The following is a 13,758-nucleotide window of genomic DNA, read 5'->3' as shown; positions in this document are numbered from 1 at the left end:
TCAGTTCAGTTGAACGTCAGCGCGAATAGTTGTCGTGGGCCGCAGTTCTTCAGAACCGCTGCTGCTCTTCTTCGACGTAGTCCTCGTCGCCAGCTTCCTGGAAGCGAGCCGCGGTCGGGTCGAAGCCTGCCGGGGAGTCCTTGAGGCTCAGGCCAAGCTCGACGAGCTTGTCCTTGACCTCGTCGATGGACTTGGCACCGAAGTTGCGGATGTCCATCAGATCGGCCTCGGAACGAGCCACGAGTTCACCCACGCTGTGGATGCCCTCGCGCTTGAGGCAGTTGTAGGACCGCACGGTCAGTTCCAGATCCTCGATGGGCAGAGCCATGTCGGCGGCCAGTGCGGCGTCGGTCGGCGAGGGGCCGATCTCGATGCCCTCGGCGGCCACGTTGAGCTCGCGAGCCAGCGAGAACAGCTCGACCAGGGTGGTGCCTGCCGATGCCAGGGCATCGCGGGGCTCCATGGACGGCTTGGTCTCGACGTCGACGGTGAGCTTGTCGAAGTCGGTGCGCTGCTCCACACGAGTCGCCTCGACCTTGAAGGAGACCTTCAGGACCGGGGAGTAGATGGAGTCGACCGGGATCCGGCCGATCTCGGCGTCAGCCATCTTGTTCTGTGCCGCCGAGACGTAGCCGCGGCCGCGTTCCACGGTCAGCTCCATGTCGAGCTTGCCGTGCTCGTTCAGCGTGGCGAGGTGCAGCTCCGGGTTGTGGAACTCCACGCCTGCTGGCGGAGTGATGTCGGCCGCGGTCACAGGACCGGGGCCCTCCTTGCGGAGGTAGGCGACCACGGGCTCGTCATGCTCGGAAGAGACCGAGAGCCGCTTCACGTTCAGGATGAGCTCGGTGACGTCTTCCTTGGTGCCGGCGATGGTGGTGAACTCGTGGAGCACACCGTCGATCCGGACGCTGGTGACGGCCGCACCGGGGATGGAGGAGAGCAGGGTGCGGCGCATGGAGTTGCCGAGGGTGTAGCCGAAGCCCGGCTCGAGGGGCTCGATGACGAAGCGGGAGCGATTGTCGGCGACAACTTCTTCGGTCAGCGTGGGGCGCTGTGCAATGAGCACTGATTGTTCCTTTCAGAGTGCGTCCGCTATATGACGCATTCTCACTGAGTAATGATGCTCGGCCTGCCCCCGGCGTTGCGGCCGGGGGCAGGCTCTAATGTCTTGTAAAGAAGTTCTCGCTCAGACGCGACGGCGCTTGGGCGGGCGGCAGCCGTTGTGCGCGCTCGGGGTGACGTCCGAGATGGAGCCGACCTCGAGGCCTGCGGCCTGCAGCGAGCGGATCGCGGTCTCGCGTCCCGAACCGGGTCCCTTGACGAAGACCTCGACCTTCTTCATCCCGTGCTCCTGTGCCCGCTTGGCGGCCTGCTCTGCGGCCAGCTGTGCGGCGAAGGGAGTGGACTTGCGTGAACCCTTGAATCCGACCTCACCTGAGGACGCCCAGGACACGACGGCGCCCTGGGGATCGGTGATGGAGACGATGGTGTTGTTGAAGGTCGACTTGATGTGAGCCTGACCCTGGGTGATGTTCTTGCTGACTTTGCGGCGCGGTTTGCGTGCCGCTGCGCGTGACTTTGGTGGCATTTCTTCTCCGTGACTAAGTTCTTCGGATCAACTGCTGACTCGCTGCGAGTCGGCGCTGCTGAACTACTTCTTCTTACCTGCGACGGTCTTCTTCGAGCCCTTGCGGGTACGAGCGTTGGTCTTGGTGCGCTGACCGCGGACCGGAAGGCCGCGACGGTGGCGGATACCTTCGTAGGAGCCGATCTCGACCTTGCGGCGGATGTCAGCAGCGACCTCACGACGAAGGTCACCCTCGACGGTGAGATTGCTCTCGATGTAGTCACGCAGAGAGATCAGCTGATCATCAGTCAGATCCTTCACGCGGGTACCTGCTTCGATACCGGTTGCTTCAACGGCTGCTTCGGCGCTGGTGCGCCCGACGCCGTAGATATAAGTGAGTGCGATCACCGTGCGCTTTTCGCGCGGGATGTCTACACCTGCCAGACGTGCCACAGTGGCAGTCCTCCTTGTTGTATTCCGAAGGTCTTCAGCAGTGCAATTCCCTCTGGGACCGGTGTGGTCCGACATCGGAGGTGATGTCATCAGCGGGTCCCCGGCCTTCGGAAACCGGGGGTGTGCCCGTCCAGCTCAGTGACGGGCTGCACTGCATATGATGTGAGCTGTCCAGCGCGGGTGCGCCCTCACTTACAGGTGTAAGTGAAGGACTCAGCCCTGGCGCTGCTTGTGGCGTGGGTTTGACTTGCAGATCACGCGGATCACGCCGCTGCGGCGGATGACTTTGCAGTCGGTGCAGATCTGCTTCACGCTCGGCTGAACCTTCATGGGTTCTCCTCTTATTCGGTCGCGTGCGACAGGTTTTTACGTTGACCGACGCGTTCGTCTGCTCACTTATAGCGGTAGACGATGCGCCCACGGTTGAGGTCATACGGGCTCATCTCCACCACTACGCGATCCTCGGGGAGGATGCGAATGTAGTGCTGGCGCATCTTGCCCGAAATGGTCGCGAGGACGACGTGCTCGTTCTCCAGACGCACGCGGAACATTGCATTCGGCAGAGCTTCAGAAACCCGGCCCTCTACTTCGATGACGCCTTCTTTTTTACCCATATGCTCCACATACCGTTCGCGACCCCCGAGGCCTCCGATGCCGACACTGCGGCGCAGTGCCATCTCGGGCGACCCAGGGGTCTGATTCGATTGCTGCGGCGTCTCAGACTTCCGCGTACAGGCACTGGATGCAGGCACGCAGAACGACAGAGACAACCAGCAGTAAAGCCTACAGGACGGGTTCGCCCTGGACAACTTCGGGATCCTGCCACACCGGACCTCGGACTGCGCCGAGGCTCCGGACCGGTTCAGGCCGCGGGCAGCGGCACGGGCGTCACGCCCAGGGGTCCCAGCGCAGCGGCCCCGCCGTCTGCGGCGGTCAACACCCAGATGCCCTCTTCGTGGCGGGCCACCGAGTGCTCCCATTGGCTGGCTCGGGAGCCGTCGCTGGTCACCACGGTCCAGTCATCGTCCAGGACCTTGGTCTCGATGCCACCACGGGTGAGCATCGGCTCGATGGCCAGCGCCATGCCGGCGCGGATCTTCGTGCCCTTGGTGCCGGTGGAGTAGTTGAACACATCCGGGGGCATGTGCATCTGCGAGCCGATGCCGTGGCCCACGTAGTCCTCCAGGATGCCGAGCTTCTTGCCGGGCTGGGCGGACACATAGTCCTCGATGGCCTCGCCGATCTCTCCGGTGGTCTTGGCGGTCGCGAAGGCCGCGATCCCACGCCACATCGCCGCCTCGGTGACCGCCGAGAGCCGTTCGTCCTCGGGATCTGCGGTGCCCTCCTGGGATGAGCCCAGGATGCGGGTGCGCGCCGAGTCCGAGTGCCAGCCCTCGATGATGCACCCGCCGTCGATCTTGAGCACATCCCCGGGTGCGAGGACCCGCTCCCCCGGAATGCCGTGGACGACCTCCTCGTTGACGGAGGCGCAGATATAGCCGGGGAACCCGTGGTAGTTCAAGAAGTTCGGCTTCGCGCCGCGGGCGGTGATGATCTCGGCGAACACGTCATTGAGCGCGCCGGTGCTCACCCCCGGGGCGGCCGCGGCGAGCGTGGCCTCAAGAGCCTCGTTGAGGATCGCACCTGCGGCGGCCATATGGCGCAGCTGCTCCTCGGACTTCAGCTCGATGCGGGTGCGCGAGAACATCAGGGCTTCAGGGCTTCCATGATGCGTGCGTTGACCTCGTCCATCGGGCCCAGCCCGTCGACTCGGCGCACGAGTCCGCGTGATTCGTACTCCGCGATCATCGGCGCGGTCTCGGACTCGAAGATCTCCAGTCGACGACGAATGGCGGCTTCGTCCGCATCGTCCTCTCGGCCTTCGATCTCCGCGCGCTTCTTGAGCCGAAGGATCAGCTCCTCGCGGTCCGCGGTGAGCTCCAGGACCACGTCGAGGCTCACGTCGAGACGTGAGAGCATCTCGTCCAGTGCGGCGACCTGCGTGCGGTTGCGCGGATACCCGTCGAGCAGGAAGCCGTTCTTGGCGTCCGCCCAGGTGAGGCGATCTTCGACCATTCGATTGGTGACGGAGTCCGGCACCAGGTCGCCGGCGTCCACGTAGCGCTGAGCCTCGCGTCCGAGCTCGGTCTGCTCCTTGATGTTCACTCGGAAGATGTCACCGGTGGAGATGGCGACGATCCCGAGGTCCTCGGAGATCCGCTTCGACTGGGTGCCCTTGCCTGAACCGGCGGGTCCAACTATCAACATGCGCGTCATCGCAGCAACCCTTCATAGTTCCGTTGTTCCATCTGTGCGTTGATCTGTTTCACCGTGGTGAGTCCCACGCCGACCATGATCAGGATCGAGGTGCCGCCAAATGGGAAGTTCTGGTTCGCACCGATCAGCACGAAGGCGATCAGCGGAATCAGCGCGATCAGGCCCAGGTAGAGCGCGCCGGGGAAGGTGATCCGGGAGATCACATAGGCCAGGTAGCTCTCGGTGGGTTTGCCCGCGCGGATGCCGGGGATGAACCCGCCGAACTTGCGCATGTTCTCGGCGACCTCGTTCGGGTTGAACGTGATCGTGACGTAGAAGTAGGTGAAGAAGATGGTCATCAGGAAGAACGCGGCCATGTACAGCGGATGGGTGCCGCCGACGAAGTACGTCTGGATGAACTGGATGAACGCCGAGGGCTCGTCGCCGGGTCCGGGCTGGTTGAACTGTGCCAGCACCGAGGGAAGCATCAGCACCGAGGAGGCGAAGATGACCGGGATGACGCCGGCCATGTTGACCTTGATCGGGATGTAGGTGGAGGTCCCGCCGACGGTGCGCCGGCCCACCTGGCGCTTGGCGTACTGCACCGGCACGCGGCGCTGGGACTGCTCGACGAAGACCACTGCGGCGATGGTGACCAGACCGATCAGCATCACCATGCCGAAGGTCCGCCATCCCTGGGTGGTCCAGATCTCGCCCATGGCGCCGGGGAAGCCCGCGGCGATGGAGACGAAGATCAGGATGGACATGCCGTTGCCGACGCCGCGTTCGGTGATCTGCTCACCGAGCCACATGATCAGCGCGACACCGGTGACCATCGCCAGGATCATCAGCAGCACGACCGGAAGCACGTCGTTGGTGATGATCGGGATGTCACAGCCCAGCAGGGCTCCGGTGCGGGCCATGGAGACCAGGGTGGTGGCATTGAGCAGCGCCAGCGCGATGGTGAGATAACGGGTGTACTGGGTGAGCTTGGACTGACCCTGTGCGCCCTCTCGCTGGAGGTTCTCGAAGCGCGGGATGACCACGCGCAGCAGCTGCACGATGATCGCCGCGGTGATGTAGGGCATGATCCCCAGCGCGAAGATGGACACCTGGAGCATGGCTCCGCCGGAGAACATGTTCACGAACGAATAGAGGCCACCCTCAGTGGTTCCCAATGCCAGGCACTGTTGCACTGCTGAGTAGTCCACCCCGGGTGCCGGGATGAATGCGCCGATGCGGTAGATCGCGATGATCGCGATTGTGAACCAGATCTTTCGACGCAGGTCGGGTGTCTTGAACACCCTTGCGATCGCGCTGAACAAGCGGCCTCCTGAAGCGTGAATTGCCGTTGCGCGGCCTTCGGCCGCACAGTCAGTCATACTAACGCGCGGTGCGCACGGGGAAAGAATCCTGGGACCGGGATCGGTCCGGATATGACAAGACCCCCGTGGGAACCACGGGGGTCTTGATCATGGAGAGCCGATCAGGCCTGCTTGGAGGCGGCCTTCAGCGGGAGCTGCTCGGTGGAACCACCGGCAGCCTTGATCTTCTCCTCGGCGCTGGCCGAAAAGGCGTGAGCCTTCACGGTCACGGCCACGGAGATCTCTCCGGAGCCGAGGACCTTCACCGGGCGGCCCTTGCGAGCAGCCCCCCTGGCGATCAGGTCATCGGCGTCGACGTTGCCGCCCTCGGGGAACATCTCGCCGAGCTTGGTCAGATTGACCGGCGAGTACTCCACGCGGAACGGGTTCTTGAAGCCGCGCAGCTTCGGAAGGCGCATGTGCAGCGGAAGCTGACCACCCTCGAAGCCGGCGCGGACCTGGTAACGGGCCTTCGTGCCCTTGGTACCACGGCCTGCGGTCTTGCCCTTGGAGGCTTCACCACGTCCCACACGGGTGCGGGACTTCTTGGCGCCGCGTGCTGGACGCAGATCGTGGACCTTGAGGACGTTGGAATCTTCAGCGGTGTTCTCTGGCATCCTTAGTTCGCCTCCTCAGCCTGCACTAGATGCTTCACACTGTTGAGCATGCCCACGGTCACGGCGTCGGCTTCACGGACCACGGTGTGGCCGATCCGCTTGAGACCAAGCGAGCGAACAGTCTCGCGGTGCTTGGGGTTGGCGCCGATCAGGGACTTCACCTGAGTGACGGCGAGCTTGTGATCGCCGACCTTCAGGTTGCGCGCGGTGTTGTAATTGACGGTACTGCGCAAAGTCATGCACCTGCCTTCTGTGCACGGGCTTCGCGGTCAGCCGCCATGGTGCGCAGCATCCGGGCCGGTGCGATCTCGTCGAGAGCCTTGCCGCGGCGGGCTGCCACGGATTCGGGCTCTTCGAGCTGCTTGAGAGCATCGATGGTGCCGTGAACGATGTTGATGGCGTTCACCGAGCCCATGGACTTGGTCAGCACGTCGTGGATGCCTGCGCACTCCAGGACTGCGCGGACCGGACCGCCGGCGATCACACCGGTACCGGGTGAGGCCGGACGAAGCAGGACGACGCCGGCAGCATCCTCACCCTTGACCAGGTGCGGGATGGTGGAGCCGACGCGCGGGACGCGGAAGAAGCTCTTCTTGGCCTCTTCCACACCCTTGGCGATGGCCGCCGGGACTTCCTTGGCCTTGCCGTAGCCGACACCGACCATGCCGTCGCCGTCTCCGACGATCACCAGGGCGGTGAAGCTGAAGCGTCGACCACCCTTGACGACCTTGGAGACGCGGTTGATGGTCACGACGCGCTCGAGGAACTTGTCCTTCTCCTCTTCGCGACCGCCGCGACCGCGACCGCGGCCGCCGCCTTCGCTGCGAGCACCACGACCGCCGCGGTTGTCACCGCGGCCGCCACGCTCACCGCCGGCAGCATTGCTCTTCTCGCCGGCGGCCTGAGTCTGCGATGCAGTCTCGGGAGCGGCGGTTTCCTTGGCCTCAGTCACAGACGAGTCCTTCTCAGGGTTGTTTGCGTTCTCACTCACAGCTTCAGACCACCTTCCCGGGCTCCGTCGGCGACGGCTGCCACGCGACCGTGGTACTTGTTGCCGCCGCGGTCGAAGACCACAGCGTCGATGCCGGCAGCCTTGGCGCGCTCGGCCACCATCTCGCCGATCTTCTTCGCCTTGGCGGTCTTATCGCCGTCGAAGCTGCGCAGGTCTGCCTCCATAGTGGTGGCGGAGACCAGGGTCGTGCCCTCGAGGTCGTTGACGACCTGAGCGACCATGTGACGAGCAGAGCGGTTGACCACCAGGCGCGGACGCTCGGCGGAGCCGTTGAGCTTCTTGCGCAGGCGCAGGTGGCGGCGGCCGCGGGCAGCGGACTTGGACTTGCCCTTGATACCAATAGCCATGGTTTACTTACCTGCCTTTCCAGCCTTGCGGCGAACCTGCTCGCCCTCGTAACGCACGCCCTTGCCCTTGTACGGGTCAGGCCTGCGCAGTTTGCGGATGTTGGCGGCGACCTCGCCGACCTGCTGCTTGTCGATTCCGCTGACAGACAGCTTGGTGGCGCTCGCAACCTCGAAGGTGATGCCCTGAGGGGCCTTCACCGGAACCGGGTGCGAGTAGCCGAGTGCGAACTCCAGGTCCGAGCCCTTCGCCAGCACGCGGTAACCGGTGCCGACGATCTCGAGCTTCTTGGAGTAGCCCTCGGTGACACCGATGATCATGTTGTTGATCAGGGTGCGGGTCAGGCCGTGGAGTGAGCGCGATTCGCGCTCATCGTTGGGACGGGACACCGTAAGGGTGCCGTCCTCTTCTGAGACGGTGATGCCTTCGGCAAGCGTGCGGGAGAGTTCGCCCTTGGGCCCCTTGACGGAGACCTGGCGACCTTCCAGCTTGACCTCGACGCCGGCAGGGATGGTGATCGGAAGACGACCGATGCGTGACATAGTGCTTCGACTCCTTCCGGTTACCAGACGTAGGCGAGGACTTCCCCACCTACACCCTTCTTGGCTGCCTGCCGGTCTGTGAGGAGACCGGAGGACGTGGACAGGATCGCGATGCCGAGGCCGCCCAAGACGTGCGGGAGGTTCGTGGACTTCGCGTAGACCCGGAGACCGGGCTTGGAGATGCGGCGCAGGCCGGCGATCGAACGCTCACGGTTCGGGCCGAACTTGAGGTCGATGGCCAGGGTCTTGCCGACCTCGGCCTCCTCTTCGCGCCATTCGGAGATGTAGCCTTCCGCCTTCAGGATGTCAGCCAAGCGAACCTTCAGCTTGGAGCTGGGCATTGAGACCTGATCGTGGAAAGCCGAGTTGGCATTGCGCAGACGGGTCAGCATGTCTGCGACGGGGTCAGTCATTGTCATGAGGGGCTTCTGCCCTTCCTCGCCGTGGTTTCAGATCTCCGAAGGAACTCGATCCTCCGAGATGAATCGGAAGGAGTCGGAACCTTTGGTGAAAGGACCTGCGGCGTAGTTGCTGTTATTCGGTCTTGAAGGGGAAGCCCAGCGCCTTGAGCAGCGCGCGGCCTTCCTCGTCAGTCTTTGCGGTGGTCACCACGGTGATGTCCATGCCGCGAGGCCGATCGATCTTGTCCTGATCGATCTCGTGGAACACCGACTGTTCGGTCAGACCGAAGGTGTAGTTGCCGTTGCCGTCGAACTGCTTGCCGCTGAGTCCGCGGAAGTCGCGGATACGGGGCAGCGCCAGGGTCACCAGGCGGTCCACGAACTCCCACATGCGATCGCCGCGCAGCGTGGTGTGCGTGCCGATCGGCTGTCCTTCGCGCAGCTTGAACTGGGCGATGGACTTCCGGGCGCGAGTCACCTTGGGCTTCTGACCGGTGATCTTGGTCAGATCCTCGATGGCGCCCTGGATGAGCTTGGAGTCACGAGCCGCCTCGCCGACGCCCATGTTGACCACGACCTTGACCAGGCCGGGGACCTCCATGACGTTGGAGTATCCGAACTCCTCCTGCAGCGTGGAGCGGATCTCTGCGCGGTACTTGCCCTTGAGCCGGGGGGTGGTCTTCTCAGTCTCGCTCTGAACCTCAGTCATCACAGGTCCTTTCCGGAAGCTTTGGCGAAGCGGATGCGCACGGTCTTGCTGACGCCATCCCGCTCCACGGTCTCCTGCCGGTAGCCGACGCGAGTGGGCTTGCCCGTCTCGGGGTCGACCACAGCGACGTTGGAGATGTGGATAGCAGCCTCAGACTCCACGATGCCGCCCTCGGTGCTGCCGAACTGGCCGGCACGGAGGTGGCGCTTGACGCGGTTGACGCCCTCGACGAGGACGCGCTCCTTGGCTGGCAGGACCTGCAGGACCTTGCCCTGCTTGCCCTTGTCTTTACCGGTGAGGATCTGGACGAGGTCGTCCTTCTTGATCTTGGCCATGAGTCAGAGCACCTCCGGAGCGAGCGAGACGATCTTCATGAACTTCTTCTCGCGCAGCTCGCGACCGACGGGCCCGAAGATACGGGTTCCGCGCGGCTCAGGAGTCTCACCCTTGAGGATCACAGCAGCGTTCTCGTCGAAGCTGATGTAGGACCCGTCGTTACGACGGATCTTCTTCTTGGTGCGCACGACAACAGCCTTGATGACGTCGCCCTTCTTGACGTTGCCGCCCGGAATTGCGTCCTTGACGGTGGCGACGAATGTGTCGCCGATACCTGCATAGCGGCGTCCCGATCCACCGAGCACCCGGATGACAAGGACTTCCTTGGCACCGGTGTTGTCGGCGATCTTGAGCCGCGATTCCTGTTGAATCACTTGTTTTCTCCTGTCGTCTCACTGGTTCTCGGACTCGTGCCGAGCCTTGTGGAACTTCTAGCCTGAGTCGGACACCCGCTGCGGCGATCAAACCGCTGCAGGCCTGTGGTCCGACTTACCTGACAAGTCCCCTGGCCGCTTACCCACACACTCTCCATCCCGTGAGGGACGGGCAGTTGAATGCATGGCCGAGGCGGCGTTTCCCGGGGCCTCGGGAGGCCCTTTCGGGGACGTGCGCTGTCCTCTGAGGTGGATAGCCTCATCTACAAGGGCGCACAGCCTCAATATCCTACACGAGAGACGCCAAGGGCCCAACTTCTGCACCGGGGGTGCAGGAGTCGGGCCCTTGACGGCACGCGTAGTGGTGCACGCCGAGCGGAGCGGCAGCAGCTGCTGCCGATCCGCTTCGGCGTGGGATCACTCGGCCTTTTCGACGATCTCGGCCAGCCGCCAGCGCTTGGCTGCGGACAGCGGACGGGTCTCGGCGATCACCACGGTGTCGCCGATGCCTGCCTGCTCGGTCTCGTCGTGAGCCATGAACTTCGTGTGCCGCTTCATGATCTTGCCGTAGAGACCATGCTTACGACGGTCCTCGACCTCGACGACGATGGTTTTATTCATCTTGTCGGAGACGACGACGCCGCGCAGGGTCTTGCGGTCATTGCGGGTCTCTGCAGTTGCTTCACTCATGCTCAGTCCTCAGTCTTCTTCTCGTTCTGCTCATCAGCCGAATCCGAGGAGTCCGAAGCGGCATCGACATTCTCACGAATGCCCAGCTCCCGCTCACGCACCACGGTGTAGATCCGGGCGATGTCGCGCTTGATGTCCTTCAACCGGCTGGAGCTCTCCAGCTGGCCGGTGGCGGACTGGAAGCGGAGGTTGAACAGCTCTTCCTTGGAAGAGCGCAGCGCCTCTGCAAGGCCTGCTGAGTCCATCTCTGCGAGCTTCTCAACGGTCAGCTCTTTGGTTCCAACTGCCATTGTCACTCACCACTCTCTCGGCTGATCACGCGTGCCCTCATGGGCAGCTTGTGGATTGCCAGGCGGAGCGCCTCTTTGGCGACTTCCTCCGTGACACCGGACAGCTCGAACATGATCCGTCCGGGCTTGACGTTGGCGATCCACCACTCAGGGGAACCCTTGCCGGAGCCCATGCGGACCTCGGCAGGCTTCTTTGTGAGCGGCTGGTCCGGGTAGATGTTGATCCAGACCTTGCCGCCACGCTTGATGTGGCGGGTCATGGCGATACGCGCAGATTCGATCTGGCGGTTCGTCACGTAGGCGGGATCAAGGGCCTGGATGCCGTACTCGCCGAAGGCGAGCTCGGTTCCACCCTTGGCCCGCCCGCGGCGCTTGGGCCGGTGCGGCTTGCGGTACTTGACTCGGCGGGGCATCAACATCAGTTCTGCCCTCCCTCAGCACCAGATCCGGCTTCGGCGGGTGCCTGGGCACCAGCTTCACGACCGCGGCCCGGGCCACGACGACGACGCTCTTCGCCGCCTCCGCGGGGTCCACCACGACCACCACGGGCTCCACCGCGACCTGAAGGCTGTGCAGCCTGCTGCGCGGCGAGCTCCTTGGCGGTGAGATCGCCCTTGTAGACCCAGACCTTCACGCCGATGCGGCCGAAGGTGGTCTTGGCCTCGTGCTTGCCGAAGTCGATGTTCGCGCGCAGGGTGTGCAGCGGAACGCGACCTTCGCGGTAGAACTCGGAGCGGGACATCTCTGCACCGCCGAGGCGTCCGGCGCACTGGATACGAATACCCTTTGCCCCTGAACGCATCGCCGAGGTGATGGCCTTCTTCATCGCGCGGCGGAACGCCACACGAGCGGCGAGCTGCTCGGCAACACCCTGGGCGACCAGCTGAGCATCGGTCTCGGGGCTCTTGACCTCGAGGATGTTCAGCTGGATCTGCTTGGCGGTGAGCTTCTCCAGCTCGCTGCGGATCCGGTCCGCCTCGGCGCCGCGGCGACCGATGACGATGCCTGGCCGTGCCGTGTGGATATCCACCCGGACACGATCGCGGGTGCGCTCGATCTCAACCTTCGAGATGCCGGCGCGCTCCACGGACTTGGCCAGGAGTTCACGAATCTGGACATCCTCTTTCACGAAGTCCTTGTAACGCTGACCGGCCTTGGTCGAGTCGGCGTACCAGTGCGAAACGTGGTCAGTGGTGATGCCCAGACGGAAACCATTGGGGTTGATCTTCTGTCCCACTACTGATCCCCACCTTTCTCTTCGGCGCCGACCACGATGGTCACGTGGCTGGTGCGCTTGTTGATGCGGAACGCCCGGCCTTGAGCCCTGGGACGGAACCGCTTCATGGTCGGGCCTTCATCGACGCGTGCCTCGGTGATGAAGAAGGCGTCCTCGTTAAAGGCGACTCCTTCCTTGTCTGCGTGCTGGCGAGCATTCGCCAGCGCAGAAGCGACCACCTTGGCCACCGGCTCTGTAGCGCCCTGAGGGGCGAACTTCAGAATTGCCAGTGCTTCGTTGGCCTGCTTGCCGCGGACAAGGTCGACGACGCGCCGGGCCTTCATAGGCGTCACACGCAGGTAGCGCGCAATTGCCTTGGCTTCCATTGCTTTCCTTCTCTCGTCTTGTGACACGAAGTACAAGCTCGCAGATCGTTCCTCGGAGGAGGAAGCGATCAGCGGCGCTTGCCCTTCTTGTCGTCCTTCACATGGCCGCGGAATGTACGCGTCGGAGCGAACTCGCCGAGCTTGTGCCCGACCATCGACTCAGTGATGAACACGGGGATGTGCTTGCGTCCGTCGTGCACAGCCAGAGTGTGGCCGAGCATGTCGGGGATGATCATGGAACGGCGGGACCATGTCTTGATGACATTCTTGGTGCCCTTTTCGTTCTCAGCGACGACCTTGAGGTACAGGTGCTGATCTACGAAGGGGCCCTTCTTCAAGCTGCGTGGCATGTCTCCAGGCTCCTATCGCTTGTTCTTGGTACGACGGCGACGCACGATGAGCTTGTCGCTTTCCTTGTTCGGACGGCGGGTGCGCCCTTCCGGCTTGCCATTCGGGTTGACCGGATGACGACCGCCGGAGGTCTTGCCCTCGCCACCACCGTGCGGGTGGTCGACCGGGTTCATCACAACACCGCGGACGGTCGGACGAACGCCCTTCCAGCGCATGCGTCCAGCCTTGCCCCAGTTGATGTTGGACTGCTCGGCGTTGCCCACCTGACCGATGGTCGCGCGGCAGCGAACATCGACGTTGCGGACCTCGCCGGAGGGCAGACGCAGCTGGGCGAACTTGCCCTCGCGGGCCACCAGCTGGATGCCTGCGCCTGCGGAGCGGCCGAGCTTGGCGCCGCCTGCTGGACGCAGCTCCACTGCATGCACCACGGTGCCGAGTGGGATGTTGCGCAGCGGCAGGTTGTTGCCGGGCTTGATGTCGGCGTTGGGGCCGGACTCCACGGCTGCACCCTGCTCCAACTTGGCCGGGGCCAGGATGTAGCGCTTGGTGCCGTCGATGAAGTGCAGCAGCGCAATACGAGCGGTGCGGTTCGGGTCGTACTCGATATGAGCGACCTTCGCCGGCACTCCGTCCTTGTCTGCGCGACGGAAATCGATCACACGGTACTGGCGCTTGTGGCCACCACCCTTGTGACGTGTGGTGATCTTGCCCGAGCTGTTTCGGCCGCCGGTCTTGGACAGCGGACGCAGCAAGGACTTCTCCGGGGTGTCCCGGGTGATCTCTGCAAAGTCGGCCACAGACGAGCCGCGTTGGCCCGGTGTGTTCGGCTTGAGGTTACGGATAGCCATA

The 13,758-nt window shown here is 63.7% G+C and carries 24 protein-coding genes; all 24 read right to left on the bottom strand.

The features are described 5' to 3' along the window. Positions 1-49: 49 nt before the first annotated feature. Complete coding sequence (locus BG28_RS00990) at positions 50-1,066, bottom strand: DNA-directed RNA polymerase subunit alpha (protein WP_036473272.1); 1,017 nt, start codon at positions 1,064-1,066, stop codon at positions 50-52. 120 nt (positions 1,067-1,186) lie between these two features. Further along, positions 1,187-1,588 (bottom strand): 30S ribosomal protein S11, encoded by a 402-nt coding sequence (gene rpsK, locus BG28_RS00985; RefSeq protein ID WP_036473271.1) that lies wholly within the window; start codon positions 1,586-1,588, stop codon positions 1,187-1,189. A gap of 63 nt (positions 1,589-1,651) precedes the next feature. After that, complete coding sequence (gene rpsM, locus BG28_RS00980) at positions 1,652-2,020, bottom strand: 30S ribosomal protein S13 (RefSeq protein ID WP_036473269.1); 369 nt, start codon at positions 2,018-2,020, stop codon at positions 1,652-1,654. 213 nt (positions 2,021-2,233) lie between these two features. Next, positions 2,234-2,350: a 50S ribosomal protein L36 gene (gene rpmJ, locus BG28_RS00975; protein WP_036473268.1), complete on the bottom strand. Its 117-nt coding sequence runs from the start codon at positions 2,348-2,350 to the stop codon at positions 2,234-2,236. A 62-nt stretch (positions 2,351-2,412) separates the two neighbouring features. After that, positions 2,413-2,634 (bottom strand): translation initiation factor IF-1, encoded by a 222-nt coding sequence (gene infA, locus BG28_RS00970; protein WP_036473267.1) that lies wholly within the window; start codon positions 2,632-2,634, stop codon positions 2,413-2,415. A 248-nt stretch (positions 2,635-2,882) separates the two neighbouring features. Then, positions 2,883-3,731 carry a type I methionyl aminopeptidase gene (map, locus tag BG28_RS00965; RefSeq protein WP_036473266.1) on the bottom strand — a complete coding sequence of 283 codons (849 nt, stop codon included), beginning with the start codon at positions 3,729-3,731 and terminating at the stop codon, positions 2,883-2,885. After that, complete coding sequence (locus BG28_RS00960) at positions 3,728-4,297, bottom strand: adenylate kinase (protein WP_036473265.1); 570 nt, start codon at positions 4,295-4,297, stop codon at positions 3,728-3,730. Before BG28_RS00960 ends, map begins: the two co-directional genes overlap by 4 nt. Further along, positions 4,294-5,601 carry a preprotein translocase subunit SecY gene (gene secY, locus BG28_RS00955; protein WP_036473264.1) on the bottom strand — a complete coding sequence of 436 codons (1,308 nt, stop codon included), beginning with the start codon at positions 5,599-5,601 and terminating at the stop codon, positions 4,294-4,296. Before secY ends, BG28_RS00960 begins: the two co-directional genes overlap by 4 nt. Positions 5,602-5,762: 161 nt before the next feature. Beyond that, a complete protein-coding gene (gene rplO, locus BG28_RS00950) occupies positions 5,763-6,257 on the bottom strand; it encodes a 50S ribosomal protein L15 (protein WP_036473263.1) in 495 nt (164 codons plus the stop codon). 2 nt (positions 6,258-6,259) lie between these two features. Further along, a complete protein-coding gene (gene rpmD, locus BG28_RS00945; protein ID WP_036473262.1) occupies positions 6,260-6,496 on the bottom strand; it encodes a 50S ribosomal protein L30 in 237 nt (78 codons plus the stop codon). Further along, a complete protein-coding gene (gene rpsE / locus BG28_RS00940) occupies positions 6,493-7,248 on the bottom strand; it encodes a 30S ribosomal protein S5 (RefSeq protein WP_036473261.1) in 756 nt (251 codons plus the stop codon). Before rpsE ends, rpmD begins: the two co-directional genes overlap by 4 nt. Next, positions 7,245-7,616, bottom strand: coding sequence for a 50S ribosomal protein L18 (gene rplR, locus BG28_RS00935; RefSeq protein WP_036473259.1), 372 nt, complete (start codon positions 7,614-7,616; stop codon positions 7,245-7,247). Before rplR ends, rpsE begins: the two co-directional genes overlap by 4 nt. 3 nt (positions 7,617-7,619) lie before the next feature. Beyond that, entirely contained in the window at positions 7,620-8,156 is a 537-nt protein-coding gene (rplF, locus tag BG28_RS00930) for a 50S ribosomal protein L6 (protein WP_036473258.1), read from the bottom strand. A gap of 20 nt (positions 8,157-8,176) precedes the next feature. Then, complete coding sequence (gene rpsH / locus BG28_RS00925) at positions 8,177-8,575, bottom strand: 30S ribosomal protein S8 (RefSeq protein WP_036473257.1); 399 nt, start codon at positions 8,573-8,575, stop codon at positions 8,177-8,179. A 115-nt stretch (positions 8,576-8,690) separates the two neighbouring features. After that, positions 8,691-9,266, bottom strand: coding sequence for a 50S ribosomal protein L5 (gene rplE / locus BG28_RS00920; protein ID WP_036473255.1), 576 nt, complete (start codon positions 9,264-9,266; stop codon positions 8,691-8,693). Next, positions 9,266-9,601 carry a 50S ribosomal protein L24 gene (rplX, locus tag BG28_RS00915; protein WP_036473254.1) on the bottom strand — a complete coding sequence of 112 codons (336 nt, stop codon included), beginning with the start codon at positions 9,599-9,601 and terminating at the stop codon, positions 9,266-9,268. The genes rplE and rplX overlap by 1 nt, the downstream gene beginning before the upstream one ends. A 3-nt stretch (positions 9,602-9,604) precedes the next feature. After that, positions 9,605-9,976, bottom strand: a complete 372-nt coding sequence (gene rplN / locus BG28_RS00910; RefSeq protein WP_036473253.1) for a 50S ribosomal protein L14 — start codon at positions 9,974-9,976, stop codon at positions 9,605-9,607. A 417-nt stretch (positions 9,977-10,393) separates the two neighbouring features. Next, a complete protein-coding gene (gene rpsQ, locus BG28_RS00905) occupies positions 10,394-10,666 on the bottom strand; it encodes a 30S ribosomal protein S17 (protein ID WP_051500775.1) in 273 nt (90 codons plus the stop codon). A 2-nt stretch (positions 10,667-10,668) separates the two neighbouring features. Beyond that, the gene (gene rpmC / locus BG28_RS00900) at positions 10,669-10,956 is read right to left on the bottom strand and encodes a 50S ribosomal protein L29 (protein WP_036473250.1); all 288 of its coding nucleotides are present in this window, start codon (positions 10,954-10,956) and stop codon (positions 10,669-10,671) included. A 2-nt stretch (positions 10,957-10,958) separates the two neighbouring features. Beyond that, positions 10,959-11,375, bottom strand: a complete 417-nt coding sequence (gene rplP / locus BG28_RS00895; protein WP_036473248.1) for a 50S ribosomal protein L16 — start codon at positions 11,373-11,375, stop codon at positions 10,959-10,961. Beyond that, a complete protein-coding gene (gene rpsC, locus BG28_RS00890) occupies positions 11,375-12,193 on the bottom strand; it encodes a 30S ribosomal protein S3 (protein WP_036473247.1) in 819 nt (272 codons plus the stop codon). The genes rplP and rpsC overlap by 1 nt, the downstream gene beginning before the upstream one ends. After that, on the bottom strand, positions 12,193-12,558 hold the full coding sequence (rplV, locus tag BG28_RS00885) for a 50S ribosomal protein L22 (protein ID WP_036473246.1): 366 nt from the start codon (positions 12,556-12,558) through the stop codon (positions 12,193-12,195). Before rplV ends, rpsC begins: the two co-directional genes overlap by 1 nt. Positions 12,559-12,626: 68 nt before the next feature. Next, on the bottom strand, positions 12,627-12,908 hold the full coding sequence (rpsS, locus tag BG28_RS00880) for a 30S ribosomal protein S19 (protein ID WP_036473245.1): 282 nt from the start codon (positions 12,906-12,908) through the stop codon (positions 12,627-12,629). A 12-nt stretch (positions 12,909-12,920) separates the two neighbouring features. Then, the gene (gene rplB, locus BG28_RS00875; RefSeq protein WP_036473244.1) at positions 12,921-13,757 is read right to left on the bottom strand and encodes a 50S ribosomal protein L2; all 837 of its coding nucleotides are present in this window, start codon (positions 13,755-13,757) and stop codon (positions 12,921-12,923) included. Between the last annotated feature and the right edge of the window lies 1 nt (position 13,758).

This window comes from Nesterenkonia sp. AN1 (assembly GCF_000582475.1).
Classification (GTDB): domain Bacteria; phylum Actinomycetota; class Actinomycetes; order Actinomycetales; family Micrococcaceae; genus Nesterenkonia; species Nesterenkonia aurantiaca.
Note: the sequence above shows the minus strand (reverse complement) of the source record. Positions and strands in the feature narration are given on the sequence as shown.

Coding starts and splice junctions, on each gene's coding strand:
- rpsK (WP_036473271.1), bottom strand. CDS start 1,588: ATGCCACCAAAGTCACGCGCAGCGGCACGCAAACCGCGCCGCAAAGTC.
- rpmC (WP_036473250.1), bottom strand. CDS start 10,956: ATGGCAGTTGGAACCAAAGAGCTGACCGTTGAGAAGCTCGCAGAGATG.
- rpsQ (WP_051500775.1), bottom strand. CDS start 10,666: ATGAGTGAAGCAACTGCAGAGACCCGCAATGACCGCAAGACCCTGCGC.
- rpmJ (WP_036473268.1), bottom strand. CDS start 2,350: ATGAAGGTTCAGCCGAGCGTGAAGCAGATCTGCACCGACTGCAAAGTC.
- rplB (WP_036473244.1), bottom strand. CDS start 13,757: ATGGCTATCCGTAACCTCAAGCCGAACACACCGGGCCAACGCGGCTCG.
- rplV (WP_036473246.1), bottom strand. CDS start 12,558: ATGGAAGCCAAGGCAATTGCGCGCTACCTGCGTGTGACGCCTATGAAG.
- rpsS (WP_036473245.1), bottom strand. CDS start 12,908: ATGCCACGCAGCTTGAAGAAGGGCCCCTTCGTAGATCAGCACCTGTAC.
- rpsH (WP_036473257.1), bottom strand. CDS start 8,575: ATGACAATGACTGACCCCGTCGCAGACATGCTGACCCGTCTGCGCAAT.
- rpmD (WP_036473262.1), bottom strand. CDS start 6,496: ATGACTTTGCGCAGTACCGTCAATTACAACACCGCGCGCAACCTGAAG.
- infA (WP_036473267.1), bottom strand. CDS start 2,634: ATGGGTAAAAAAGAAGGCGTCATCGAAGTAGAGGGCCGGGTTTCTGAA.
- rplO (WP_036473263.1), bottom strand. CDS start 6,257: ATGCCAGAGAACACCGCTGAAGATTCCAACGTCCTCAAGGTCCACGAT.
- BG28_RS00960 (WP_036473265.1), bottom strand. CDS start 4,297: ATGACGCGCATGTTGATAGTTGGACCCGCCGGTTCAGGCAAGGGCACC.
- rplF (WP_036473258.1), bottom strand. CDS start 8,156: ATGTCACGCATCGGTCGTCTTCCGATCACCATCCCTGCCGGCGTCGAG.
- rplX (WP_036473254.1), bottom strand. CDS start 9,601: ATGGCCAAGATCAAGAAGGACGACCTCGTCCAGATCCTCACCGGTAAA.
- rplP (WP_036473248.1), bottom strand. CDS start 11,375: ATGTTGATGCCCCGCCGAGTCAAGTACCGCAAGCCGCACCGGCCCAAG.
- rplE (WP_036473255.1), bottom strand. CDS start 9,266: ATGACTGAGGTTCAGAGCGAGACTGAGAAGACCACCCCCCGGCTCAAG.
- rplR (WP_036473259.1), bottom strand. CDS start 7,616: ATGGCTATTGGTATCAAGGGCAAGTCCAAGTCCGCTGCCCGCGGCCGC.